The organism is Luteimonas notoginsengisoli, assembly GCF_042648885.1.
In the GTDB taxonomy this organism is placed as follows: domain Bacteria; phylum Pseudomonadota; class Gammaproteobacteria; order Xanthomonadales; family Xanthomonadaceae; genus Luteimonas; species Luteimonas notoginsengisoli.
Genome location: NZ_JBHRYF010000008.1, coordinates 336178 through 355644 on the forward strand (window position 1 = coordinate 336178; position 19467 = coordinate 355644).

Consider the following 19467-nt stretch of genomic DNA (forward strand, 5'->3'; position numbering starts at 1 on the left):
GCGATTGCGGGGCCTTTCGGTTTCAGCAGCGGCATTGATCACTCGATGTCGAGGAAGCTGCGCAGCTGCTCCGAGCGGCTCGGGTGACGCAGCTTTCGCAGCGCCTTGGCCTCTATCTGGCGGATCCGCTCGCGGGTGACGTCGAACTGCTTGCCGACTTCCTCGAGGGTGTGGTCGGTGTTCATGTCGATGCCGAAGCGCATGCGCAGCACCTTGGCCTCGCGCGGGGTCAGGCCGGCGAGCACGTCGCGCACGGTTTCCGACAGGTTGATGTTGGTGGTGTTCTCGATCGGGGACTCGACGTTGGTGTCCTCGATGAAATCGCCCAGGTGCGAGTCCTCGTCGTCGCCGATCGGCGTCTCCATCGAGATCGGCTCCTTGGCGATCTTCATCACCTTGCGGATCTTGTCCTCGGGCATGTCCATCTCTTTCGCCAGCTCTTCGGGCGTCGCTTCGCGACCGAACTGCTGCAGCATCTGGCGGGAGATGCGGTTGAGCTTGTTGATCGTCTCGATCATGTGCACCGGGATGCGGATGGTGCGCGCCTGGTCGGCGATCGAGCGGGTGATCGCCTGGCGGATCCACCAGGTCGCGTAGGTCGAGAACTTGAAGCCGCGGCGGTGCTCGAACTTGTCGACCGCCTTCATCAGGCCGATGTTGCCTTCCTGGATCAGGTCGAGGAACTGCAGCCCGCGATTGGTGTACTTCTTGGCGATCGAGATCACCAGGCGCAGGTTGGCCTCGACCATTTCCTTCTTGGCCTTGCGCGCCTTGGCCTCGCCGTAGGCCATCGTGCGGCTGATGTCCTTGATGTCGGCCAGGTCCACGCGCATCACCTTCTCGATGGCGATGGTGGCTTCCTGGTGGGCGATGATCTGGTCCTTCACCTCGCGCAGCCCGCTCGACCACTTCTGCTTGCGCTTGAGTACGTCGTCGACCCACTCAAGGTTGGTCTGGTTGCCTTCCCACGAACGGATGAAGTCCTTGCGCGGCATCTTCGCCACGCGGGTGGACAGCTCCAGGATCCGGCGCTCGTGGTCCTTGATCTCGCCCAGCACCTCGCGCAGCTTGCGCACCAGCACGTCGACCAGCGGCAGCGGCAGCTTGAAGGTCACGAACAGGTTCGCCATTTCCTCGCGCAGCTTGCCGGCCTGCTTGGCGCTGGCACCGTTCTTGGCATAGACCTTCTGGAACTTGGCGTACAGCGCGGCCAGCTCGTCCATGCGACGCGCGACTTCGACCGGATCGGGTCCGGTCGGGCCGGCTTCCTCGGCTTCGTCGCTCGAATCGTCGTCGCTGTCGTCGTCGCCGTCGTCGTCCTTGTCGTCCTTGCCGCTGCTCGCTGCAACGACCGGCGCCGGCGGTTCGGGTTCTTCGTCGAGCTGGTCGTTGAAGCCGACCACGATCTCGGCCAGGCGCTTCTTGCCGGCCTTGTGCAGCTCCCAGTCCTCCAGCAGCAGCTGCACCGACCACGGGAAGCTGGCCAGCGACAGCAGCATCTGGTTGAGGCCTTCCTCGATGCGCTTGGCGATGGCGATTTCGCCTTCGCGGGTCAGCAGTTCGACCGTGCCCATCTCGCGCATGTACATGCGCACCGGATCGGTGGTGCGGCCGCCTTCGGCATCGAGTGCGGTCAGCGTGGCCGCCGCTTCCTCGGCCGCGGTGTCATCGACCTCGCGGTTGCCGGTGTTGTTGTCGCCGAGCAACAGCGTGTCGGCATCGGGCGCGACTTCGTGCACCTCGATGCCCATGCCGTTGATCATGCCGATGATGTCTTCGATCTGCTCCGGATCGACCATGTCGTCCGGAAGGTGATCGTTGACTTCGGCATAGGTCAGGTAGCCCTGTTCCAGGCCCTTGCTGATCAGCTGCTTGATGTCGGACTGCGGGGCCTGACGTTCGTTGGCCATGTGGGGAGCCACCGGGGAATGTTAGTGAAGAGAACCCTGCATTATACCGGCTGGCCGGGTCCCGGCGGCGCGAACGGCCGGGAATCGCCTTGCGGCAAGCTCAGTCCATCCCCGATTCGATCCGGGAAGGCGCTACGCCTTGAGCAGGAAGGTCACCGGACCATCATTGGCCAGGCTGACCACCATATGGGCACCGAAGCGGCCGGTTTCCACCCCCGGCGGATGGTTTTCGCGGCAACTTTGCAGCAGCAGGTCGAAGATCCGTTCAGCCTCGGCGGGCGCGGCGGCGGTGCTGAAACCGGGGCGCATGCCCGAGCGGGTGTCGGCCGCCAGGGTGAACTGGCTGACCAGCAGCAGGCCACCGCCGGTCTCGGCGAGCGAGCGGTTCATGCGTCCCTGGTCGTCGGCGAAAACCCGGTAGCCGAGCAGGCGCCCGGTCATCCGCGCGACCTGCGCCGCTCCGTCCCCCGGTTCGATCCCGACCAGCGCCAGCAAGCCCGGTCCGATGGCGCCAAGGCTGGCGCCGTCGACGGTGACGCTGGCCGACGTGACGCGCTGGATGAGGCTGAGCATGGGAAAGGGCGGGGAAAGGGGGCCGGGGAGCAGCGTAGCGTCTGCCCCTCGTTTGCGCGAAGGCGGGCCTGCACCGGACGAGCGTCTGATCCTCCAGGACACTGCTGCGTGTGACAGCACAAGCGGGACGAGGGCCAGGCAGGGCTCCCGCATGCCTTTCGAAGATCAGGGAAGGTCATGGAGCCCGCGCTTCGCGGAATGACGAACGAATGCGCGCGTCGCCGGGCCGCTTCCACTCCTCGTTCCCCGCTTCTCGCCCTGCAGCCAAAGCTCCGCTTGCCCCCCGCTACACTTCCCGCATGACCCGATTCGCCGCCTGGCTGCTGTATGCCCTCGTCGCCGCGCTCGGCCACCTGCCGTGGCGGTGGCTGCGCGGACTGGGCGACCTGCTGGCCTGGGGCTGGCAGCGCGCAGGCGCTCGCGAAAGCAAGGTGGCCGCGCGCAACCTCGAACTCGCGTATCCGGACCTGCCCGCGCCGCAGCGCGCCGAGCTGCAGCGCGCGGTGCTGCGCACCACCGCGCGCCAGACCCTGGAGACGCTGCGTTTCTGGACCCGGCCGCATGCGTCGAACCTCGCGCTGCTGCGCACGCGCGATGGGGTGGCGCTGTTCGACGCGGCGATCGCCTCCGGGCGCGGGGTGATCGTCGCCGCGCCGCATTACGGCAACTGGGAGCTGCTCAACCAGTGGCTGGCCGCGCGCACGCCGCTGGCGATCCTGTATCGCGCGCCGGAATCGGCCGTGGGCGAGGCGTTCCTGCGCCGCGTGCGCGCCGACAGCGGCGACCGCGTCACCCAGGTACGCGCCGAGGGCCCGGGCATCCGCCAGTTGTTCAAGCTGCTCAAGGCCGGCGGCGTCACCGGCATCCTGCCCGACCAGCAGCCCAAGGCCGGCGACGGCGTGTTCGCCCCGTTCTTCGGCGTGCAAGCCCTGACCATGACCCTGCTCGGCAGGCTCGCCGAACGCAGCGGCGCGACGGTGCTGTTCGGCTACTGCGAACGCATCGGCGCGGGCCCGGAATTCGCGCTGCACTTCGAACCGGCGCCGGCCGCGATCGCCAGCCAGGACCCGGTCGAAGCCGCCACCGCGCTCAACGCCGCGGTCGAACGGATCGCGCGTCGCGACCCGGCCCAGTATCAGTGGACCTACAAGCGCTACACGCGCCGTCCGCCGGGAAGCGGCGAAGCCAATCCGTACGTCGACCCGGAGCGGCTGCGATGAACGAAGCGCAGGCCGCCACGGATGCGGCGCCGACGGCTGCCCCGGCGCCGCCTGACTGGCACAAGCTGCCGCCGCGCGCGCGCACGCTGTTCGTCGGCGCTACCGCGATCGGGTTCGCGCTCTCGGCGACGGTGGCGGCGGTGGTGTTCTGCCTGAGCGCACGGCCGTCGTGGCTGTGGTGGCTGCCGCCGGCGTGCGCGCTGCCGGCGGCGCTGTTCGGTGCGTGGCTGGGCTGGCGTCGCTACCGCCACACCCGCTGGCTGCTCGACGCCGACGGCTTCGGCCTGCGCCGCGGGCGCCTGTGGCAGTCGGACACGCGGGTGCCTGGCTCGCGCGTGCAACACCTGGACATCCGCCGCGGGCCGCTGGAGCGCCACTTCCGGCTGGCGACGCTGGTCATCCATACCGCCGGCACGCGCCACAGCGAGGTATCGGTGTCCGGACTGGCCGCCGACGACGCCGAGCGCCTGCGCGACCATCTCGCAAGGCAGACCGACGACGATGACGACGACGCCGGCGACTGAGCCAAGCCCCCCGCCGGTGCCGGCGGACGGCGCCAACGGCGAGGTGCGACGGCTGCATCCGATGTCGTGGCTGTTCGTGCTGCTGCAGCAGCTCAAGCAGTTCGTGGTGCCGCTGCTGGTGCTGGTGTTCCTCGGCCGCGGCGATCGCAACCAGCTGTGGTCGCTGCTCGCCGTGGGCGGCTTCGTGGTGGTGGCGCTGTGGCGCTACCTGACCTTCCGCTACCGCATCACCGCCGACAGCGTGGTCATCGACAGCGGGTTGCTGCAGCGCAGCCGGCGACAGGTGCCGTTCTCGCGCATCCACAACGTCGCCATCCACCAGTCGCTGCTGCATCGGCTGTTCGACGTGGCCGAGGTGCGGCTCGAATCGGCCGGCGGCGACAAGCCCGAAGCGCAGATGCGGGTGCTGCAGCTCAGCGATGCGATCGCGCTGGAGGCGCTGGTGCGCCGGCGCGGGGCGGCGGCGCCGGCGGCCCCCGCGCCCGCCGCAACCGCCGCATCCGCCGGGCAGACGGAAGACCTGGCCGAAGGCCGCGTGCTGCTCGCCCTATCGCCGGCCGAAGTGCTGCGCCTGGGGCTGGTGTCCAACCGCGGCATGATCGTGGTCGGCGGCGCGGCGGTGGGACTCTCCCAGCTCAACCCGCGATTGCCGGACGATGTGTCCGATCGCTGGAGCCAGGGCCTGCAGGCGTATTTCGGCAGCCATCACTTCAGCTACGGCGAGTACGCGCTGGCGATCGTCGCCGCGCTGCTGGGTTTCGCGGTGCTGCTGCGCGTGTTCTCGGTGGCGCTCGCGCTGCTGCAGTACTGGGGCTTCCGGCTGGAGGAACACGGCCGCCGCCTGACCGTCGAACGCGGGCTGCTGACCCGCCTGCGCACCAGCGCGCCGCGGCGGCGGATCCAGTCGTGGACGCTGCGCGAGAGCGTGCTGCACCGCTGGTTCGGCCGCCGCACGCTGGAGATCGATTCGGCGGTGGCTGCCGACAGCAACCAGCGCCGCGGCCTGCGCGAACTGGCACCGATCGCCACGCCGGACGCCTGCGATGCGCTGGTCCGCCACCTGCTGCCCGGCACGACGTGGCCACCGGCGAACTGGCAGCCGCTGCATGCGCGCGCATGGTGGCGGCTGTCGCTGCCGGGGAGCGTGGTCGCGCTGCTGCTGTCCGCCGCGCTGTGCTGGCGCGCAGGGCCCTGGGGACTGGCGGCGCTGCTGCTGCTGCCGTGGGTGGTGTTCGTCGCCCGCCAGCATGCCCACCGCGCGGGCTACGCGATCGACGAGCGCCTGGTGGGCGCACGTACGGGCTGGTGGTCGCGGCGCTGGCGCTTCGCCGAGCTCGACAAGCTGCAGGCGCTGGAACTGCGGCAGTCGCCGCTCGACCGGTCGCTGGGCATGGCGACGCTGTGGCTGGATACCGCCGGCGCCGCCTCCGGTCCGCTGCGCCTGCGCTACCTGCCCTTGGCGCAGGCCCAGGCCCTGCGCGCGCGGCTGGGCCGCGAGATCGCGCGGCGGCCGCTGCGCTGGTAGCGCGCGGATGCTCCGCCCTCAGCGCGCCGCCGGTCCCCAGTAGCCCAGCTCGCGACGGATTTGCAGGCTGCGCAACGCGGCGCCCGGCGGACGCCGGCGCAGCGGGCCGAGCTCGCCTGCCAGCAAGGCGTCCGTGGCGGCAAGCACGCGCTGCGACGACCGTCCATCGCGATACGGATGGATGCGATCGGCGTAGGCGGCCAGTTCCGCGCGCAGTTCCGCCGGCGGCGCGAAGCCCAGCTCCAGCATCGCCGGCAGCGCGGCCGGATCGTCGAAGTCGAGCATGTGCGGTTTCGGCGCGCGATTGCGGAAGGTGATCACCGGCTTGCGCTGGACCACGAACTCGCTCACCACCGAGGTGGTATCGGCCACCAGCACGTCGGCCGCGCGCTCGGCGCTGACCAGCTGCTCGGTCTCGACGAAACACGCGTTGTCGCCGGCCAGCGCGCGATAGTGTTCGACCAGGCCGGGATCGCACTTGGGATGCAACGTCAGCAGCCAGTAGCGCTCGCCGGCGGCCACCTGCGCCGCGATCGCGGCATGCAGGTGCGGGGCGGCGCTGAGGCGCTCGGTGAACGTCGAGGCGAACATCGCCACCGGCCGTCCGCCGGCCGCCGCCCGCAGCCGGGCCGCCAGCGGATCCTCCGGACCGAACAGGGGATCGAGCTTGGGCCAGCCGGTTTCGACCACCTTGAAATGGCCGGCGCGGGCCGACAGGGCCTGGAACGGAGCGGTCGTCGCCGGCCCCTGGGTGCAGTACAGGTCGAACAATCCGCGCACCCGGAAGTGGCCGCGCGCATCCTCGCGCTTCTCGACGTTGAAACCATGGAACAGCTGGACCTTGGCGCCGGCGACGAACGGCGGCACCCAGTTGGCCGCACTGAACACGGCGCGCGGGCGCAGCGCCACCGCGTCGCGCGCGCCGCCGACCATGCGCACCGGCGCGGGCAGCGTTGCGCCGGTCGCGCCGTCGACCAGCCAGGCATGCACGCCATGCCCGGCGTCTTGCAGCGCACTGGCCAAGGGCTTCAGGATGGGCAGCGCATACCGCTCGGTCGCGAACAACAGGTACTCCGCCATCAACGCTTCCTCGAATCCCGGGCCCGCCGTCTCGGCCTGCATTATCGCGTTCAACGAAGCCGACCGGATCGGCGAATGCCTGGCCTCGCTGGCGTTCTGCGACGAGATCGTGGTGGTCGATTCATTCTCCACCGACGCCACCGCCGACATCGCGCGCGCGGCGGGAGCGCGCGTCCTGCAGCGTCCGTTCGACGGATTCCGCAGCCAGAAGGCCTTCGCGGTCGAACAGGCGCGCCACGACTGGGTGCTGTGCCTCGACGCCGACGAACGCGTCGGCGACGCGCTGCGCGACTCGATCGATGCCGCGCGGGCGTCCGGCTTCAGCGCCGCCGCCGGTTACCGTTTCGCGCGGCTGGATCATTACTTCGGCCGCTTCCTGCGCCACGGCAACGCCTATCCCGATCGCGTGCTGCGCCTGTTCGACCGTCGCCGCGGCGGCTGGCGCGGCAGTCGCGAGGTCCACGAGGCGGCCAGCGTCGACGGGCCGGTGCGCACCCTGGCAGGCGACCTGATCCACTACCCCTATCGCTCGTTCGAGCAGCAGCTGGCCAAGACCCAGCGCTACGCACGGATGATGGCCGAGCACGAGTTCGCCCGCGGCAAGCGCGCATCGCTGGCCAAACTGGTGCTTTCGCCGGCCTGGCGGTTCTGGCGCGGCTTCGTGCTGCGGGGCGGATTCCGCGACGGCTGGCACGGCCTGGTCTACGCCTACGTGCGCGCCAACTACGTGCGCCAGAAGACGATCATGCTGTGGCTGCTGCAGAACGGGCAGCCCGTGGCGGCGCCGGCACCGTCCGACCTGTCGACCGGCTGATTCGCCCGACATGGGCGGAATCGAAGGCCCCTGCGATTCCGCGCCGAAGACGCTGGACAAGTGACGACAAACCCCTACCTTTGTCGCGCCGCATTAATCCACCCATCTCTTCGAACCCGCCATGTCCCCGCGCCCTGAACGCACGAGCGTCGTCATCACCACCTACAACTGGCCCGGCGCGCTGCGACTGGCGCTGTCGGCGCTGTCGCGCCAGGTGGTGTTGCCACATGAGGTCGTCGTGGCCGACGACGGCTCGGGCGAAGAAACGCATGCGCTGATCCGCCAGGTCGCACGCGACTACCCCGTGCCGCTGCGCCACAGCTGGATCGAAGACCGCGGCTTCCGCGCGGCGCTCGCCCGCAACCGCGCGATCGCGGCGACCAGCGGCGACTATGTCCTGCTGCTCGACGGCGACATGGTGGCCCATCCGATGTTCGTCGCCGACCACCGGCGTGCCGCGCAGCGCGGCAGCTTCGTGCAGGGCATGCGCGTGCTGGCCGATGCGAACGGCAGCGAGCGGCTGCTGGCGGGCGAAAAGCAGGCGCTGGGCTTCTTCGACCGCGGCCTGGCCCGGCGCCGGCACACGCTGCGCATTCCGCCGCTGGCGGCGCTGGCGCTGCGCGTCTCGCGCGGCCAGAGCCGGCGCGGAATCAAGACCTGCAACCAGGCCTGGTGGCGCGGCGACCTGCTCGCGATCAACGGTTTCGACGAACGCTTCGAGGGCTGGGGCCGCGAGGACAGCGACCTGGCATTGCGCGCGTTCCACGCCGGCCTGCAGCGCCGCTCGCTGCGCTTCGCCGGGCTGGCCACGCACCTGTACCACTTCGAACGCCACGAGGCAGGCGAGAGCCGCAACGAAAGGCTGCTGACCGAGACCCTGCAAACCGGTCGCGTCCGCAGCGTGGCCGGGCTCGACCGCCACCTCGCCGAATTCGCCGCCAATCCGCTGCCGGACCTGCGAACGGCCGGCAAGAGCTGAGTCCGGTCGCGGCTTGCAATCGACCCGGCGCGGGCGCGATGCGGCGCTGCCGTCGATTTCGTAGACTCGAAATCCGTTCCGCGATCGCGTGCTCCCCATGTCGACTTCCCCATCTCCACGCGACGCAGTGGCCGAGCGCGCCGAGAGCTTCCGGACCGGCTTCGACGGCCGACGCATGCGCGACTACAAGGGATTGCCGATCTACGCGGCGCCCGGCCTGCACGAAGCGGCCTCCACCCTGCTGGGCGGCGCGGTCGCGCCGGGGTCGCGCGTGCTGGAGTTCGGCGCCGGCAGCGGCGCGATGTCACTGCGCCTGGCCGACGCTGGCTATGCGGTGACCGCCAGCGATCTGTTCCCCGAAAGCTTCAGGCCCGACCACATCCCCTTCGTGGCCGCCGACCTCAACGGCCTGTTCGCGGCGCAATGGCCGCAGGGATTCGATGCGGTGATGGCGCTGGAGATCGTCGAGCACCTCGAAAACCCGCGCCAGGTCCTGCGGCAGATCCGCGCGCTGCTGCCGCCGGGCGGCCGGCTCGTGCTGTCGACCCCGAACATCGCCAATCCCGTGTCCCAGGCCCTGTTCCTGCGCCGCGGCGAGTTCCAGTGGTTTCGCGACGTCGACTATCGCGAGCAGGGCCATATCACGCCGCAGAGCCCCTGGATGCTGGAGAAGGCGCTGCAGGAAGCGGGATTCGTGATCCGCAGCGAGCAGGCCGTGTCCAACCCGTTCCGGCGCGTGCGCAAGCTGGGCCTGGGCGTGCGCCTGCTGGCGCCGGCGCTGGCGCTGTTCAATGGCCTGCCGCGCTCGCGACGCGGCGAGCTCTGGCTGGTGGAGGCCGAAGCGGTCCCGCTGCCGGGCGAGGTCTCCGCCTGACCGCCACGCCGCGATCGTTGTCGATGCACTAATGCCTATCGCAAGACCCTGCAGTCGGCCGGCACGTCGGCGGGACGCACCAGTCGCCACGCGCGACGATTGGCCGCGCCCAGCGGCTCGGCATCGGAACGCTCCAGGCAGGCTTCCAGTTCGTCCACCTGGCCGACCAGCAGCGCGCGCCGCTCCGGCGCCGCCGTCGCCCACGCCACCGCTGCGTTCCACTGCTGCACCGGCGTGCGCTTGAACCCGAACTCCACCGTCGGCCCGCGCGCCTGCAGCAGGTTCTGTTCGCGCCAGACCACCAGCCCGACCTCGACCCTTGGCCCGACCTTGGCACGCACTTCGCGCATCAGGTCGCGCGACGAGCTTTCGCCGTCGAGCAGCGGCGCGATCGCCAGCCCCCAGCCGCACCACAGCACCACCGTCATCGTCGCGGTCAGCGCCACGGCGCCGCGCGGCTGCAGCCACAGCGCCGCGCCGGTGATCGCGCCGCCCATCGTCGCCAACGCCCACCACAGGCTGTCCTGCCCGGACGCCATGCCGCGCCCCGCTTCCAGCTGCAGTTCGAACCTGGGCTCTCCCACCAGCGCCACCACGCCGGCCGCGAACAGCCCCAGCCCCAGCCCCAGCGACAGCGCGAACAGCGCCCGGCGCACGCCGCGGCGCTCGAGCAGGCCGGGCAGGAACGGCGCGGCCGCCAGCGCCAGCATCGGCAGCGCCGGCAGGATGTACATGTCGCGCTTGCCGCTACTCAGGGTGAAGAACAGCAGCACCAGCGCGCACGTCGCCAGCGGCCACAGCACCCGCGCGTCGCGCGCGCGCCAGGCGTCGCGCCACGGCTTGAACAGCCACGGCAGCAGCAGCGAGAACGGCAGCCACGACACCGCCACCACCCGGGCGAAATACCAGAACGGCTGGTGGTGGTGCCAGGACTCGGCGTAGCGGGTGGCGGTCTGCCGGAACAGCAGGTCGTCGACGTAGGCGCGATGCGTGGGGTCGCCGTCGGACAGCGCCAGCCACAGCATCGGCCCCAGCCACAGCCAGATCGCAGCCAGGAACGCCAGCGCGCCCACGGCCCAGCGCCAGGCGCCGCGCGGGGCCGGTTCGCTCAAGCCCTGCCAGCCGCGCCAGCGCATCCACGCGTACGGCAGCAGGGCCAGCAGCGCCAGGAAACCCACGCCCTTGCTGATCACCCCCAGCCCGGCGGCGAAACAGCCGGCCCAGAACCAGCGCCAGTGCGGCCCCAGCAGCAGGTGCCGGCCGAGGCCATACATGCCCAGGGTGATGAAGAACACCACCGTCGGATCGATCTGCGCGCGCTTGGCCTGGTACACGAACTGGAACGCGCATAGCACCGCGGCGGCGGCCCACAATCCGGCGCGGTGCCCCCACAGCCGCCGCCCCAGGTCGAAGGTCAGCCACAGCGTGCCGAGCGCGGCCAGCAGCGACGGCAGCAGGAAGGCCACCGTCCAGTTGCGCACCACCGCATAGGCCAGGCCGAGCAGCCAGAAATACAGCGGCGGCTTGTCCGAATACAGCTCTTGGCCGCGGTGCGGGAACCACCAGTCGACGGACTCCCACATCTGCTTGGCCACCAGCACGAAGCGCGGTTCGTCGGCCGGCCAGGGCGCGCGCAGGCCGATGCCGGTGGCGATCACCAGCAGCGCCACGCAGGCCAGCAACCAGAATTCACGCGACTGCGGGGTCTTCAGCATGGCGCGATGATAAGCACGCGCGGCGTCGGATTTCCGTTGGCTGCGGGACCGGCGATCAGCGCTTGCGCAGGCGCGCGTAGAAGAAGCCGTCCATGCCGCCCTCGCCGGGCAGGCGCTGCCGGCCCGCACCGGACACGCGACCGAAGCGGTCGTCCAGCGGTTCGGGCAACACATCGATGGTGCGCGCGAGAAAGGCCTCGATCTGTCCGGCGTTCTCCACGTGCAGGATCGAGCACGTCGCATAGAGCAGCACGCCGCCCGGCGCGAGCACCCGCCACGCGGCATCGAGCAGGCGCGCCTGCTGCGCGCGCAGCGCGTCGAGGTCGGCGGCGCGGCGATGCAGCAGCACGTCCGGCTGGCGGCGCACGACGCCGGTGGCCGAACACGGTGCATCGAGCAGCACCGCGTCGAACGGCACGCCGTCCCACCACGCGCCGGGACCATTCGCATCGAGCGCGGCGGCGTCGGCGACGCGCAGCGCTGCGTCCGCGCCGATCCCCAGGCGCGCCAGCGTTCCGCGCACGCGCTCGAGCCGGCGCGGGTCGACATCGAGCGCGGTCAGCCGCAGCGACGGATCGCGTTCGAGCAGGTGCGCGGCCTTGCCACCGGGCGCGGCGCAGGCGTCGAGCACGCGCCTGCCCGAAGCTGGCGCACCCGGCGCTGGCGCCAGCGCGTCGGCCACGGCCTGCGCAGAGCCGTCCTGCACCGAGACATCGCCGCGGTCGAAGCCCGGGAGCGAGGCGACCGCCACCGGCGCGTCGATGCGCAGGGCTTCGGGCAGCGCATCGGCGATCGTCGCCTCGATACCGGCCTCGCGCAGGCGCCGCGCGTACCCGTCGCGGCCGCCACGGAGACGATTGACCCGCAGCCACATCGGTGCCGGCGACGCGCTGGCGGCCACGATGGCTGCGTAATCATCAGGCCAGTCGGCGCGCAGGCGTTCGCGCAGCCAGGCCGGCCACGCGGCGTCGGCAGGCACGGTGGGCAAACCCTCGCGCTGCGCGCGACGCAGCAACGCGTTGACCATGCCCCGCTGGTGCGCACGACCGAGCAGGCGCGCGGCTGCGACCGTCGCATCCAGCGCCGCGTGCGGCGGCAGCCCGAGCGGGTCGAGCTGGGCGAAACCGGCGTGCAGCAGCGCCCGCAGTTCGCCATCGCGCTTCCCCAGCGGCCGCGGCACCCACGCCCGCAGCGCCGCGTCGGCGCGCGCCCGCTGGCGCAGCGCCGCGAAGCAGATCGCCTCGACCAGCGCCCGGTCGCGCACGTCGGCCAGCGACGGCAGCGCCTGCGCCAGCTCGGCCTTCAACGAGCGGCCGCGGTGCAACACCGCGTCCAGCACCTGCGCGGCCATCGCGCGCGGCCCGGCACCCTTGTCGTCATTCATCCCGACATTGTCCGCCAGGCGCGCGGCCGTGTGGTCCGCGGCATCTGCTCTTGTAGGAGCGGCTTCAGCCGCGAGCTTTTCACGAGCCACCAATTTTTCGGCCCGGGCCCAAGAGCTCGCGGCTGAAGCCGCTCCCACAAAGATCTCGACAAGAACTTGGCAGGCGCTGCTCCGACGGATCCGGATCACCGGTGTCGACGTCAGGCCCGGAGCCAACCACCAGTCGTCAGGAACACCAGCGGCCGTCCTTCGATCGGCGCATCCGCGCTATGACGCCTGCAGGTCGCGCCGCGCGTTGAGGAAGTCGGCGGCGGTGATCGCCTTGCCGCCCTCGCGCTGCAGCGTCCGGATCCGGAGCGCGCCCTGGCCGCACGCCACGTCCAGGCCATCGCGGCCGACGCACAGCAGCGTGCCGGGCGTGGCCGCGTGGCCGAGCGCAAGCGCGCTCGCGGCGTGGATGCGCAGGCGCTCGCCGGCCACCATCGCCTCGGCCATCGGCCACGGATTGAACGCGCGCACCTTGTTGGCCAGGGTCGTCGCCGGCTGCGACCAGTCCAGCTTTGCCTCGGCCTTGTCGAGCTTGTGGGCGTAGGTCACGCCGTCGACAGGCTGCGGCCTCGGCACCGGGCGCATGCCGGCGCGCAGCAGGCCCAGGCCGTCGGCGAGCACCTGCGCGCCGAGCGCGGCGAGGCGGTCGTGCAGCTGCCCGCCGGTCTCGTCCGCGAAGATGTCCAGCGGCTGCGACAGCAGCACCGGCCCGGTGTCCAGGCCGGCTTCCATCTGCATCAGGCACACGCCGGCTTGCGTGTCGCCCGCTTCGATCGCGCGCTGGACCGGCGCCGCGCCACGCCAGCGGGGCAGCAGCGATGCGTGCACGTTCCAGCAGCCGAATTTCGGAATCGCCAGGATCTTCGGCGGCAGGATCAAGCCGTAGGCCACCACCACCAGCAAGTCCGGCTGCAGCGCGGCCAGCGCGTCGCGCGCGAGCTGCGACCTGAGCGACTCGGGCTGCAGCACCGGGATGCCACGCTCGATCGCCGCGCGCTTGACCGGCGACGGGGTCAGCGCGCGCCCACGGCCGGCCGGTCGATCGGGCTGGGTGTAGACGGCCACGACTTCCTGCCGGCCAGCTGCGGCGAGCAGCGAAGGCACGGCGAACTCGGGCGTGCCGGCGAAGACGAGTCTCATGGGCGTGGGGGTTCGAGGATTGGGATCGGGGATTCGGGACAGCGAAGGCGCGGGGTCCGCGCGCGGCGCGACCCTGTCGAATACCTAGTCCCGGGCCTTCTGCAGCTTGTCGTACTTCTTCAGCGCCCGCTCGCGCTTGAGCGGCGAGAGGTAGTCGATGAACAGCTTGCCGTCGAGGTGGTCGACCTCGTGCTGGATGCAGGTCGCCAGCAGGTCGTCGACCTCGAGCACGAAGGTCTTGCCGTGGCGATCCAGCGCCTCGACCTCGATGCCGTCGGCGCGGGTCACGTCGGCGTAGATGCCGGGGATCGACAGGCAGCCTTCCTGGTGTTCGCGCAGCTGCTCGGTGCGACGGCGGATCACCGGGTTGATGAACACCAGCGGCTGGTCGCGGGTCTCGCTGACGTCGATGACCATGAAGCGCTCGTGCACGTCGACCTGGGTCGCGGCCAGGCCGATGCCGGGCGCGACGTACATGGTCTCGAACATGTCGTCGAGCAGGCGCTGGAAGACGGGAGTCGCGATGCGATCGGCGTCCAGCGCGCCGGCGACGTTGCGCAGGCGCGGATGCGGCAATTCGAGGATCGGAAGCAGGGACATGGCTGGCGTTCTGAAAGGTTGTACGGGCGGTTCCGGCCGGCCCGGGACCGGCGGGACGGCTGCGATGCGAACCGCCGCGCCCCAAAGGGTGGCGCCGGTCACAACCGCGAGCTTGGTCGACGATTGTAGCGTTCGCAGGCTTGCGTCGGGCCGGGTTTTGTAGGCTATAGTGCCCCGGCTGGAATGGGGAAATTCCGGGAAATTCCAAGGGGAGCAAGTAGATGGCCGGCATGCTTCAGCGCCTTTCTCAGGGGCTACGCACGGGTGTTGCAGTCGCACTTCTGACCGTGGCGGGCTACGCCATGGCGCAGGGCATCCGTGGCGATCACCCTGACACCTATGTGGTCGTGCGCGGCGACACGTTGTGGGACATCGCGGGCAAGTTCCTGCAGCGCCCCTGGCTGTGGCCGGAGATCTGGCAGGCCAATCCGCAGATCCGCAACCCGCACCTGATCTATCCGGGCGACGTGATCAGCCTGGCCTACCTCGACCGCGTGACCATGCAGCAAGGCCCGCGGACCGTGGCGCAGCCGATCAACGCGATCCCGCTGTCGGACATCGAGCCGTTCCTCAAGGACCTGCGCGTGGTCGACGACTTCGAGCAGCTGCCCTACGTGGTCGGCCTCGAGGAAGACCGCCTGCGCGGCAGCAAGGGCCAGGTGGTGTACGTGCGCGGCCTGGCCGCCTCGCCCGGCCAGCGCTACCTGCTGGTGCGCCCGACCGTGCGCTATACCCGCCTCGAGCGCGCCGGCATGTGCTGCGACCTGCTCGAGAAGGACGACCTCGACTATCGCGGCCGCCGCGACGTCGACTTCGGCAAGTACTGGAACCACGTCGTGTTCCCCGACAAGGGCGGCGAGACGCTGGGCTACGAGTTGATGCGCGTGAACATCGGCACCGTCACCCGCGGCGAAGTCGGCGGCATCGAGGCCAGCACCGTGCTGCTCGACGAGGCCGGCCGCGAAGTGCGCATCGGCGACCGCCTGATCGCGGTCGACGCGCAGCCCTACGACCTGCAGTTCTTCCCGCACCCGCCCAAGCAGCAGACCGAGTACGGCCGGGCGCGCGTGCTGGCGGTCACCGACAACCTGTCCTACGGCGGGCCGCGCGACGTGGTCGCGCTGTCGGTCGGCAGCCAGGACGGCGTCGACAACGGCACCGTGTTCTCGATCTGGCGCGAAGGCAGCAATGTCGTCGACCGCGTCGAGCACAGCGCCGAGCATCCTGCCGGGGCGGTGAGCTTCAACGACAAGGTGCGCCTGCCCGACGAGTACGCCGGCCACGTCATCGTGTTCCGCACCTACGACAAGGTGAGCTACGGCCTGATCATGGACGGCGTCAAGCCGACCGCGATCGGCTACCACCTCAAGCATCCGGACGCGACCTACTGATCATCCGGGGTTTCCTGACCCGACAACGCGACGGCGCCCGAGGGCGCCGTCGTCGTTTCCGGATTACGCTGGGCGCGCCATGACCCAAGCCCACCACGATGCGCTGCTGCGCCTGATCGAAGCCGGCGGCAGCACCGCCGCGCGCCGCACCCTGCTCGAGACCCACCGCGACCCGCTCGCGGCGCTGGAGGCGGGTCCGCGGGCCTGGCGCGAGGCCGGCTGCGACGAGACGCAGGCGCGCGCGATCACGGGCACCGCCACGCCGTCCGCACAGCGCGAACTGGCGCGCGCCTGGCTGGCCGAGCCGGGCCACCACCTGCTCGGCTGGCACGACCCCGACTACCCGGCGCTGCTGCGGCGCGTCGCCAATCCGCCGCTGGCGCTGTTCGTGGCCGGCGACCCGGGCCTGCTCTGGCACCCGGCGGTCGCCATCGTCGGCAGCCGCTCGCCGAGCGCCGGCGGGCGCGACAACGCCCGCGACTTCGCCCGCGCCATCGCCGCGACCGGCCTGGGCGTGACCAGCGGGCTGGCCGCCGGCATCGATACCGCCGCGCACGAAGCTGCGCTGTCCGTCGACGGCATCACCGTGGCGGTCCTGGGCAGCGGCATCGACATCGCCTATCCGCGCGCGAATGCCGGCCTGTACGCACGCATCGCCGGGCGCGGCGCCGTGGTCAGCGAATATCCGCCGGGCACCCAGTCGCAGCGCGGCTTCTTCCCCGCCCGCAACCGGATCATCGCCGGGCTGGCGCTCGGGGTGCTGGTGGTCGAGGCCGCCGAGCGTTCCGGCGCGCTGATCACCGCGCGCCTGGCCAGCGAGGCCGGGCGCGACGTGTTCGCCGTCCCCGGCTCGATCCACAATCCGATGGCGCGCGGCTGCCACCGCCTGATCCGCGACGGCGCCGGGCTGGTGGAAGCCGCAAGCGAGGTCACGGCCGCCGTCGCGCCGCTTGCCGCCGAGCTCGGCGACGCCTTGCGCCAGCGCCTGGCCGCCCCCAGTTCCGGGGCCGGGACCGCCCCGGGCGACGCTGCGACCAGCGAAACGACGGACGATCCCGACTACAACCGCTTGTGGCAAGCCCTCGGGCATGACCCAACGGGTATGGATCGGCTGGTCGAACGCACTGGATTGACGACCGCCGAACTGTCATCCATGCTGCTGCTCATGGAACTGGAGGGACGCGTCGCCGTGGCACACGGCCGCTATGCCCGAAGGCGCCATGACACCGCGAACACCGCGCCTTCGGGCGCAGGCCGGGGGAAATGAAAGAGAGCATTCTGGACGTCCTGCTCTACCTGTTCGAACACTATTTCACCGAAGACGCGGACCTCGTCCGCGACCGCGATTCCCTCCAGGCCGGCCTGCTCCAGGCCGGATTCAGCCCCGCCGAGATCAGCAAGGCCTTCGACTGGCTCGACGCCCTGGCCGAGCAGCGGCCGAGCGCGGCGATCCCGCGCACGGACGGCCCGACCCGCGTGTATTTCGGTCCCGAGCTGGACAAGCTCGACGTCGAATGCCGTGGCTTCCTGCTGTTCCTCGAACAGCACGGCGTGCTCGACGCCGACCAGCGCGAGCTGGTGCTCGACCGCGCGATGGCGCTGGACCAGGACGAACTCGACCTCGACGACCTGAAATGGGTCGTGCTAATGGTGCTGTTCAACCAGCCCGGCTCCGAAGCGGCGTACGCCTGGATGGAGACGCAGATGTTCATCGACGAGCCGGAGCCGGTGCACTAGCATCGCGACGGCTGGATTTCGACGGCCGCGCCGGGGAGGGTGCGGCCGTTTTGCTGCGGGACATCCTCGCGCCGTGATGCGGGGAAACAGGGGATTTCATGACCGATTGGTATTACCACGACCCGGCCCAGGGTCGCGTCGGCCCGCTGTCGGCCGAGCAGCTCCGCGCGCGCTACGTCGACCGCCGCGTCCAGCGCGACACGCTCGCCTGGCACGCCGGCGCGCGCGAATGGCAGCCCCTGGATCGCTACTCCGAAGAGCTGCAGCTCGACACCGTGACCCCGGACGCGTCGCTGCCGCCGCCCCTGCCGCCAGTGCTTGCGCCCGCGCCCTCGATGGCCGCGTCCCGGGCGTCCACCGCCACCCGCATGCCCACGCGCGGCGCGGTCCCACCGAAACGCGGGCGGTCGGGCTGCGCAATCGTGGCGATCGTGGGCGCGGTCGCCGCGGTGCCGGTGATCGCCATCCTCGCCGCGATCGCCATTCCCGCCTACCAGGACTATACGGTCCGCGCGAAAACCACCGCGGGCCTGGTCGGCGCCGCGTCGGCGATGCAGCGCGCGGTCGACGAGTTCCATGACGCCCGCGGCCGCTGCCCGGGCAACGACGACTTCGCCCCGCTGCTGCGCCAGTTCGCCGCGATCGAAAAGACCACCACCGTGCGCTTCGGCGCGCTGGCCGACGGCAGCTGCGCGTTCGAATTCACCCTGCACGGCAACAGCGCGATCGAGGGCCGGACCTGGGTGTTCGAAGCCCATGCCGACGGCGACCTCGCCGGCTGGGACTGCAGCGGCGGCGACCTGCCCGCCCGCTACCGCCCCGCGCACTGCCGCCGCCCCTGACCGGCGGCGCGCGGCAGATCGACCACTTTCAAGGAAGACCCGGCATGACCCAGTGGTACTACAGCGATTACCAACGCAACCGCCACGGCCCGGTGAGCGCCGAAGACCTGGCGACGCTGCACGCCAACGGCCAGCTGGCGAACGACACCCTGGTCTGGCGCGAGGGCCTGGCGCAATGGCAGCCCTGGCACAGCGTGATCGACGACGTGGTCGGCGCCACGCCGGCGCGGGCCAGCGTCGCGACGGCCTCCTTCGCGACCGCGCCAGCCGACGCGCCCGCGGACGCCTTCGCCGGCCCCTACACCGTCGCCGAACCGCGTTCGCCGTACGCCCCGCCGAGGGCGCCGCTGCAGCGCGCGGCGGAGGTGCACCTGGACGGTGAAGTGGTCTACGCCGGGTTCTGGAAGCGGGTCGCCGCCAACCTTATCGACAGCGTGATCATCGCCGTGCTCGGCGCGGTCATCGGCGCCGCGATCGGCGGCCTGATGGGCGCGGCGTTCGGGATCGGCGGCGGCCTCGACAGCGCCGGCGCGCTGGCCATCCAGGGCGTGGTGCAGCTGGTCTCGCTGGTGCTCACCGCCGGCTACTACGGCTGGTTCTACGCTTCGGTGCAGCAGGCCACGCCGGGCAAGATGGCGATCGGCATCAAGGTGGTCCGCGGCGATGGCGATGGCTGCGGGTTCTGGCGCGGTTTCGGGCGCTACTTCGCCATGATCCTGAGCGGCTTGGCCCTGTGCATCGGCTTCCTGATGGCCGCCTTCACCGCGCGCAAGCAGGCCCTGCACGACATGATCTGCGACACCGTGGTGGTCGACCGCTGGGCGTTCACCGCCTACCCCGACCAGCAGCGCGAGGAACTGGGGACGGTGGCCATCGTGGTCCTGGTGCTGGGCGGGCTGCTGTTCGCGGCACTGGTCCTGGTGGCCTTCGCCGCCGTGGCCGCGATTGCCGGAGCCGGCCATTGACCGGTCCGGCCAGCCGCCGCGCTTGACAGCGCCTGCCGTGGCGTGATTCCACTATAAATAGGTGTAAACCTGAACGCCCGTGGCCCAGGCTGCGGGCGTCGTCTTCTCCAAACCCCTATATTGCCGCGGCCCCGCCCGCGCCACGC

Annotated in this window: 18 protein-coding genes; 11 read left to right on the forward strand and 7 right to left on the reverse strand. The window is 70.9% G+C overall.

Translation table 11 applies throughout. The annotated features are described in order from the left end of the window. Positions 1-38: 38 nt before the first annotated feature. Positions 39-1910 (reverse strand): RNA polymerase sigma factor RpoD, encoded by a 1872-nt coding sequence (gene rpoD / locus ACFOM9_RS09395; RefSeq protein ID WP_386709451.1) that lies wholly within the window; start codon positions 1908-1910, stop codon positions 39-41. A 132-nt stretch (positions 1911-2042) separates the two neighbouring features. After that, a complete protein-coding gene (gene dtd / locus ACFOM9_RS09400; RefSeq protein ID WP_386709454.1) occupies positions 2043-2483 on the reverse strand; it encodes a D-aminoacyl-tRNA deacylase in 441 nt (146 codons plus the stop codon). A 299-nt stretch (positions 2484-2782) separates the two neighbouring features. Between dtd and ACFOM9_RS09405 the strand changes: the two genes are divergently transcribed. The 3 genes from ACFOM9_RS09405 (at position 2783) to ACFOM9_RS09415 (ending at position 5752) form a co-directional block, all read left to right on the forward strand. Next, a complete protein-coding gene (locus tag ACFOM9_RS09405) occupies positions 2783-3703 on the forward strand; it encodes a lauroyl acyltransferase (RefSeq protein ID WP_386709457.1) in 921 nt (306 codons plus the stop codon). Further along, positions 3700-4227, forward strand: coding sequence for a PH domain-containing protein (locus tag ACFOM9_RS09410; RefSeq protein ID WP_386709460.1), 528 nt, complete (start codon positions 3700-3702; stop codon positions 4225-4227). Before ACFOM9_RS09405 ends, ACFOM9_RS09410 begins: the two co-directional genes overlap by 4 nt. A 61-nt stretch (positions 4228-4288) precedes the next feature. Then, positions 4289-5752 carry a PH domain-containing protein gene (locus tag ACFOM9_RS09415; protein WP_386710974.1) on the forward strand — a complete coding sequence of 488 codons (1464 nt, stop codon included), beginning with the start codon at positions 4289-4291 and terminating at the stop codon, positions 5750-5752. 18 nt (positions 5753-5770) lie between these two features. Here the strand turns inward: ACFOM9_RS09415 and ACFOM9_RS09420 are convergent, their stop codons facing one another. Continuing rightward, entirely contained in the window at positions 5771-6835 is a 1065-nt protein-coding gene (locus ACFOM9_RS09420) for a CDP-glycerol glycerophosphotransferase family protein (RefSeq protein WP_386709463.1), read from the reverse strand. On the opposite strand from ACFOM9_RS09420, the gene ACFOM9_RS09425 reads away from it, so the two are divergent. The 3 genes from ACFOM9_RS09425 to ACFOM9_RS09435 all read left to right on the forward strand — a co-directional run bounded on the left by ACFOM9_RS09425 (position 6786) and on the right by ACFOM9_RS09435 (position 9499). Beyond that, the gene (locus tag ACFOM9_RS09425; RefSeq protein ID WP_386709466.1) at positions 6786-7646 is read left to right on the forward strand and encodes a glycosyltransferase family 2 protein; all 861 of its coding nucleotides are present in this window, start codon (positions 6786-6788) and stop codon (positions 7644-7646) included. The genes ACFOM9_RS09420 and ACFOM9_RS09425 overlap by 50 nt on opposite strands. A gap of 121 nt (positions 7647-7767) precedes the next feature. Further along, positions 7768-8625: a glycosyltransferase family 2 protein gene (locus ACFOM9_RS09430; protein WP_386709469.1), complete on the forward strand. Its 858-nt coding sequence runs from the start codon at positions 7768-7770 to the stop codon at positions 8623-8625. 97 nt (positions 8626-8722) lie between these two features. Then, positions 8723-9499 (forward strand): class I SAM-dependent methyltransferase, encoded by a 777-nt coding sequence (locus tag ACFOM9_RS09435; RefSeq protein WP_386709472.1) that lies wholly within the window; start codon positions 8723-8725, stop codon positions 9497-9499. A gap of 35 nt (positions 9500-9534) precedes the next feature. Here the strand turns inward: ACFOM9_RS09435 and ACFOM9_RS09440 are convergent, their stop codons facing one another. The 4 genes from ACFOM9_RS09440 to def all read right to left on the reverse strand — a co-directional run bounded on the left by ACFOM9_RS09440 (position 9535) and on the right by def (position 14386). Further along, positions 9535-11214: an ArnT family glycosyltransferase gene (locus tag ACFOM9_RS09440; protein WP_386709475.1), complete on the reverse strand. Its 1680-nt coding sequence runs from the start codon at positions 11212-11214 to the stop codon at positions 9535-9537. Between the two features lie 55 nt (positions 11215-11269). Continuing rightward, positions 11270-12598, reverse strand: a complete 1329-nt coding sequence (gene rsmB, locus ACFOM9_RS09445; protein ID WP_386709478.1) for a 16S rRNA (cytosine(967)-C(5))-methyltransferase RsmB — start codon at positions 12596-12598, stop codon at positions 11270-11272. Positions 12599-12865: 267 nt separating this feature from the next. Continuing rightward, entirely contained in the window at positions 12866-13786 is a 921-nt protein-coding gene (fmt, locus tag ACFOM9_RS09450) for a methionyl-tRNA formyltransferase (RefSeq protein ID WP_386709480.1), read from the reverse strand. Positions 13787-13870: 84 nt separating this feature from the next. Then, complete coding sequence (def, locus tag ACFOM9_RS09455; RefSeq protein WP_386709483.1) at positions 13871-14386, reverse strand: peptide deformylase; 516 nt, start codon at positions 14384-14386, stop codon at positions 13871-13873. 230 nt (positions 14387-14616) lie between these two features. On the opposite strand from def, the gene ACFOM9_RS09460 reads away from it, so the two are divergent. The 5 genes from ACFOM9_RS09460 (at position 14617) to ACFOM9_RS09480 (ending at position 19321) form a co-directional block, all read left to right on the forward strand. Further along, the gene (locus ACFOM9_RS09460) at positions 14617-15777 is read left to right on the forward strand and encodes a LysM peptidoglycan-binding domain-containing protein (RefSeq protein WP_386710977.1); all 1161 of its coding nucleotides are present in this window, start codon (positions 14617-14619) and stop codon (positions 15775-15777) included. 79 nt (positions 15778-15856) lie between these two features. Next, positions 15857-17044, forward strand: coding sequence for a DNA-processing protein DprA (dprA, locus tag ACFOM9_RS09465; protein WP_386709486.1), 1188 nt, complete (start codon positions 15857-15859; stop codon positions 17042-17044). Next, positions 17041-17514: a DUF494 family protein gene (locus tag ACFOM9_RS09470; RefSeq protein WP_386709489.1), complete on the forward strand. Its 474-nt coding sequence runs from the start codon at positions 17041-17043 to the stop codon at positions 17512-17514. Before dprA ends, ACFOM9_RS09470 begins: the two co-directional genes overlap by 4 nt. Positions 17515-17612: 98 nt before the next feature. Then, positions 17613-18356, forward strand: a complete 744-nt coding sequence (locus ACFOM9_RS09475) for a GYF domain-containing protein (RefSeq protein ID WP_386709492.1) — start codon at positions 17613-17615, stop codon at positions 18354-18356. 44 nt (positions 18357-18400) lie between these two features. Then, on the forward strand, positions 18401-19321 hold the full coding sequence (locus ACFOM9_RS09480) for an RDD family protein (protein WP_386709495.1): 921 nt from the start codon (positions 18401-18403) through the stop codon (positions 19319-19321). Positions 19322-19467: the final 146 nt, after the last annotated feature.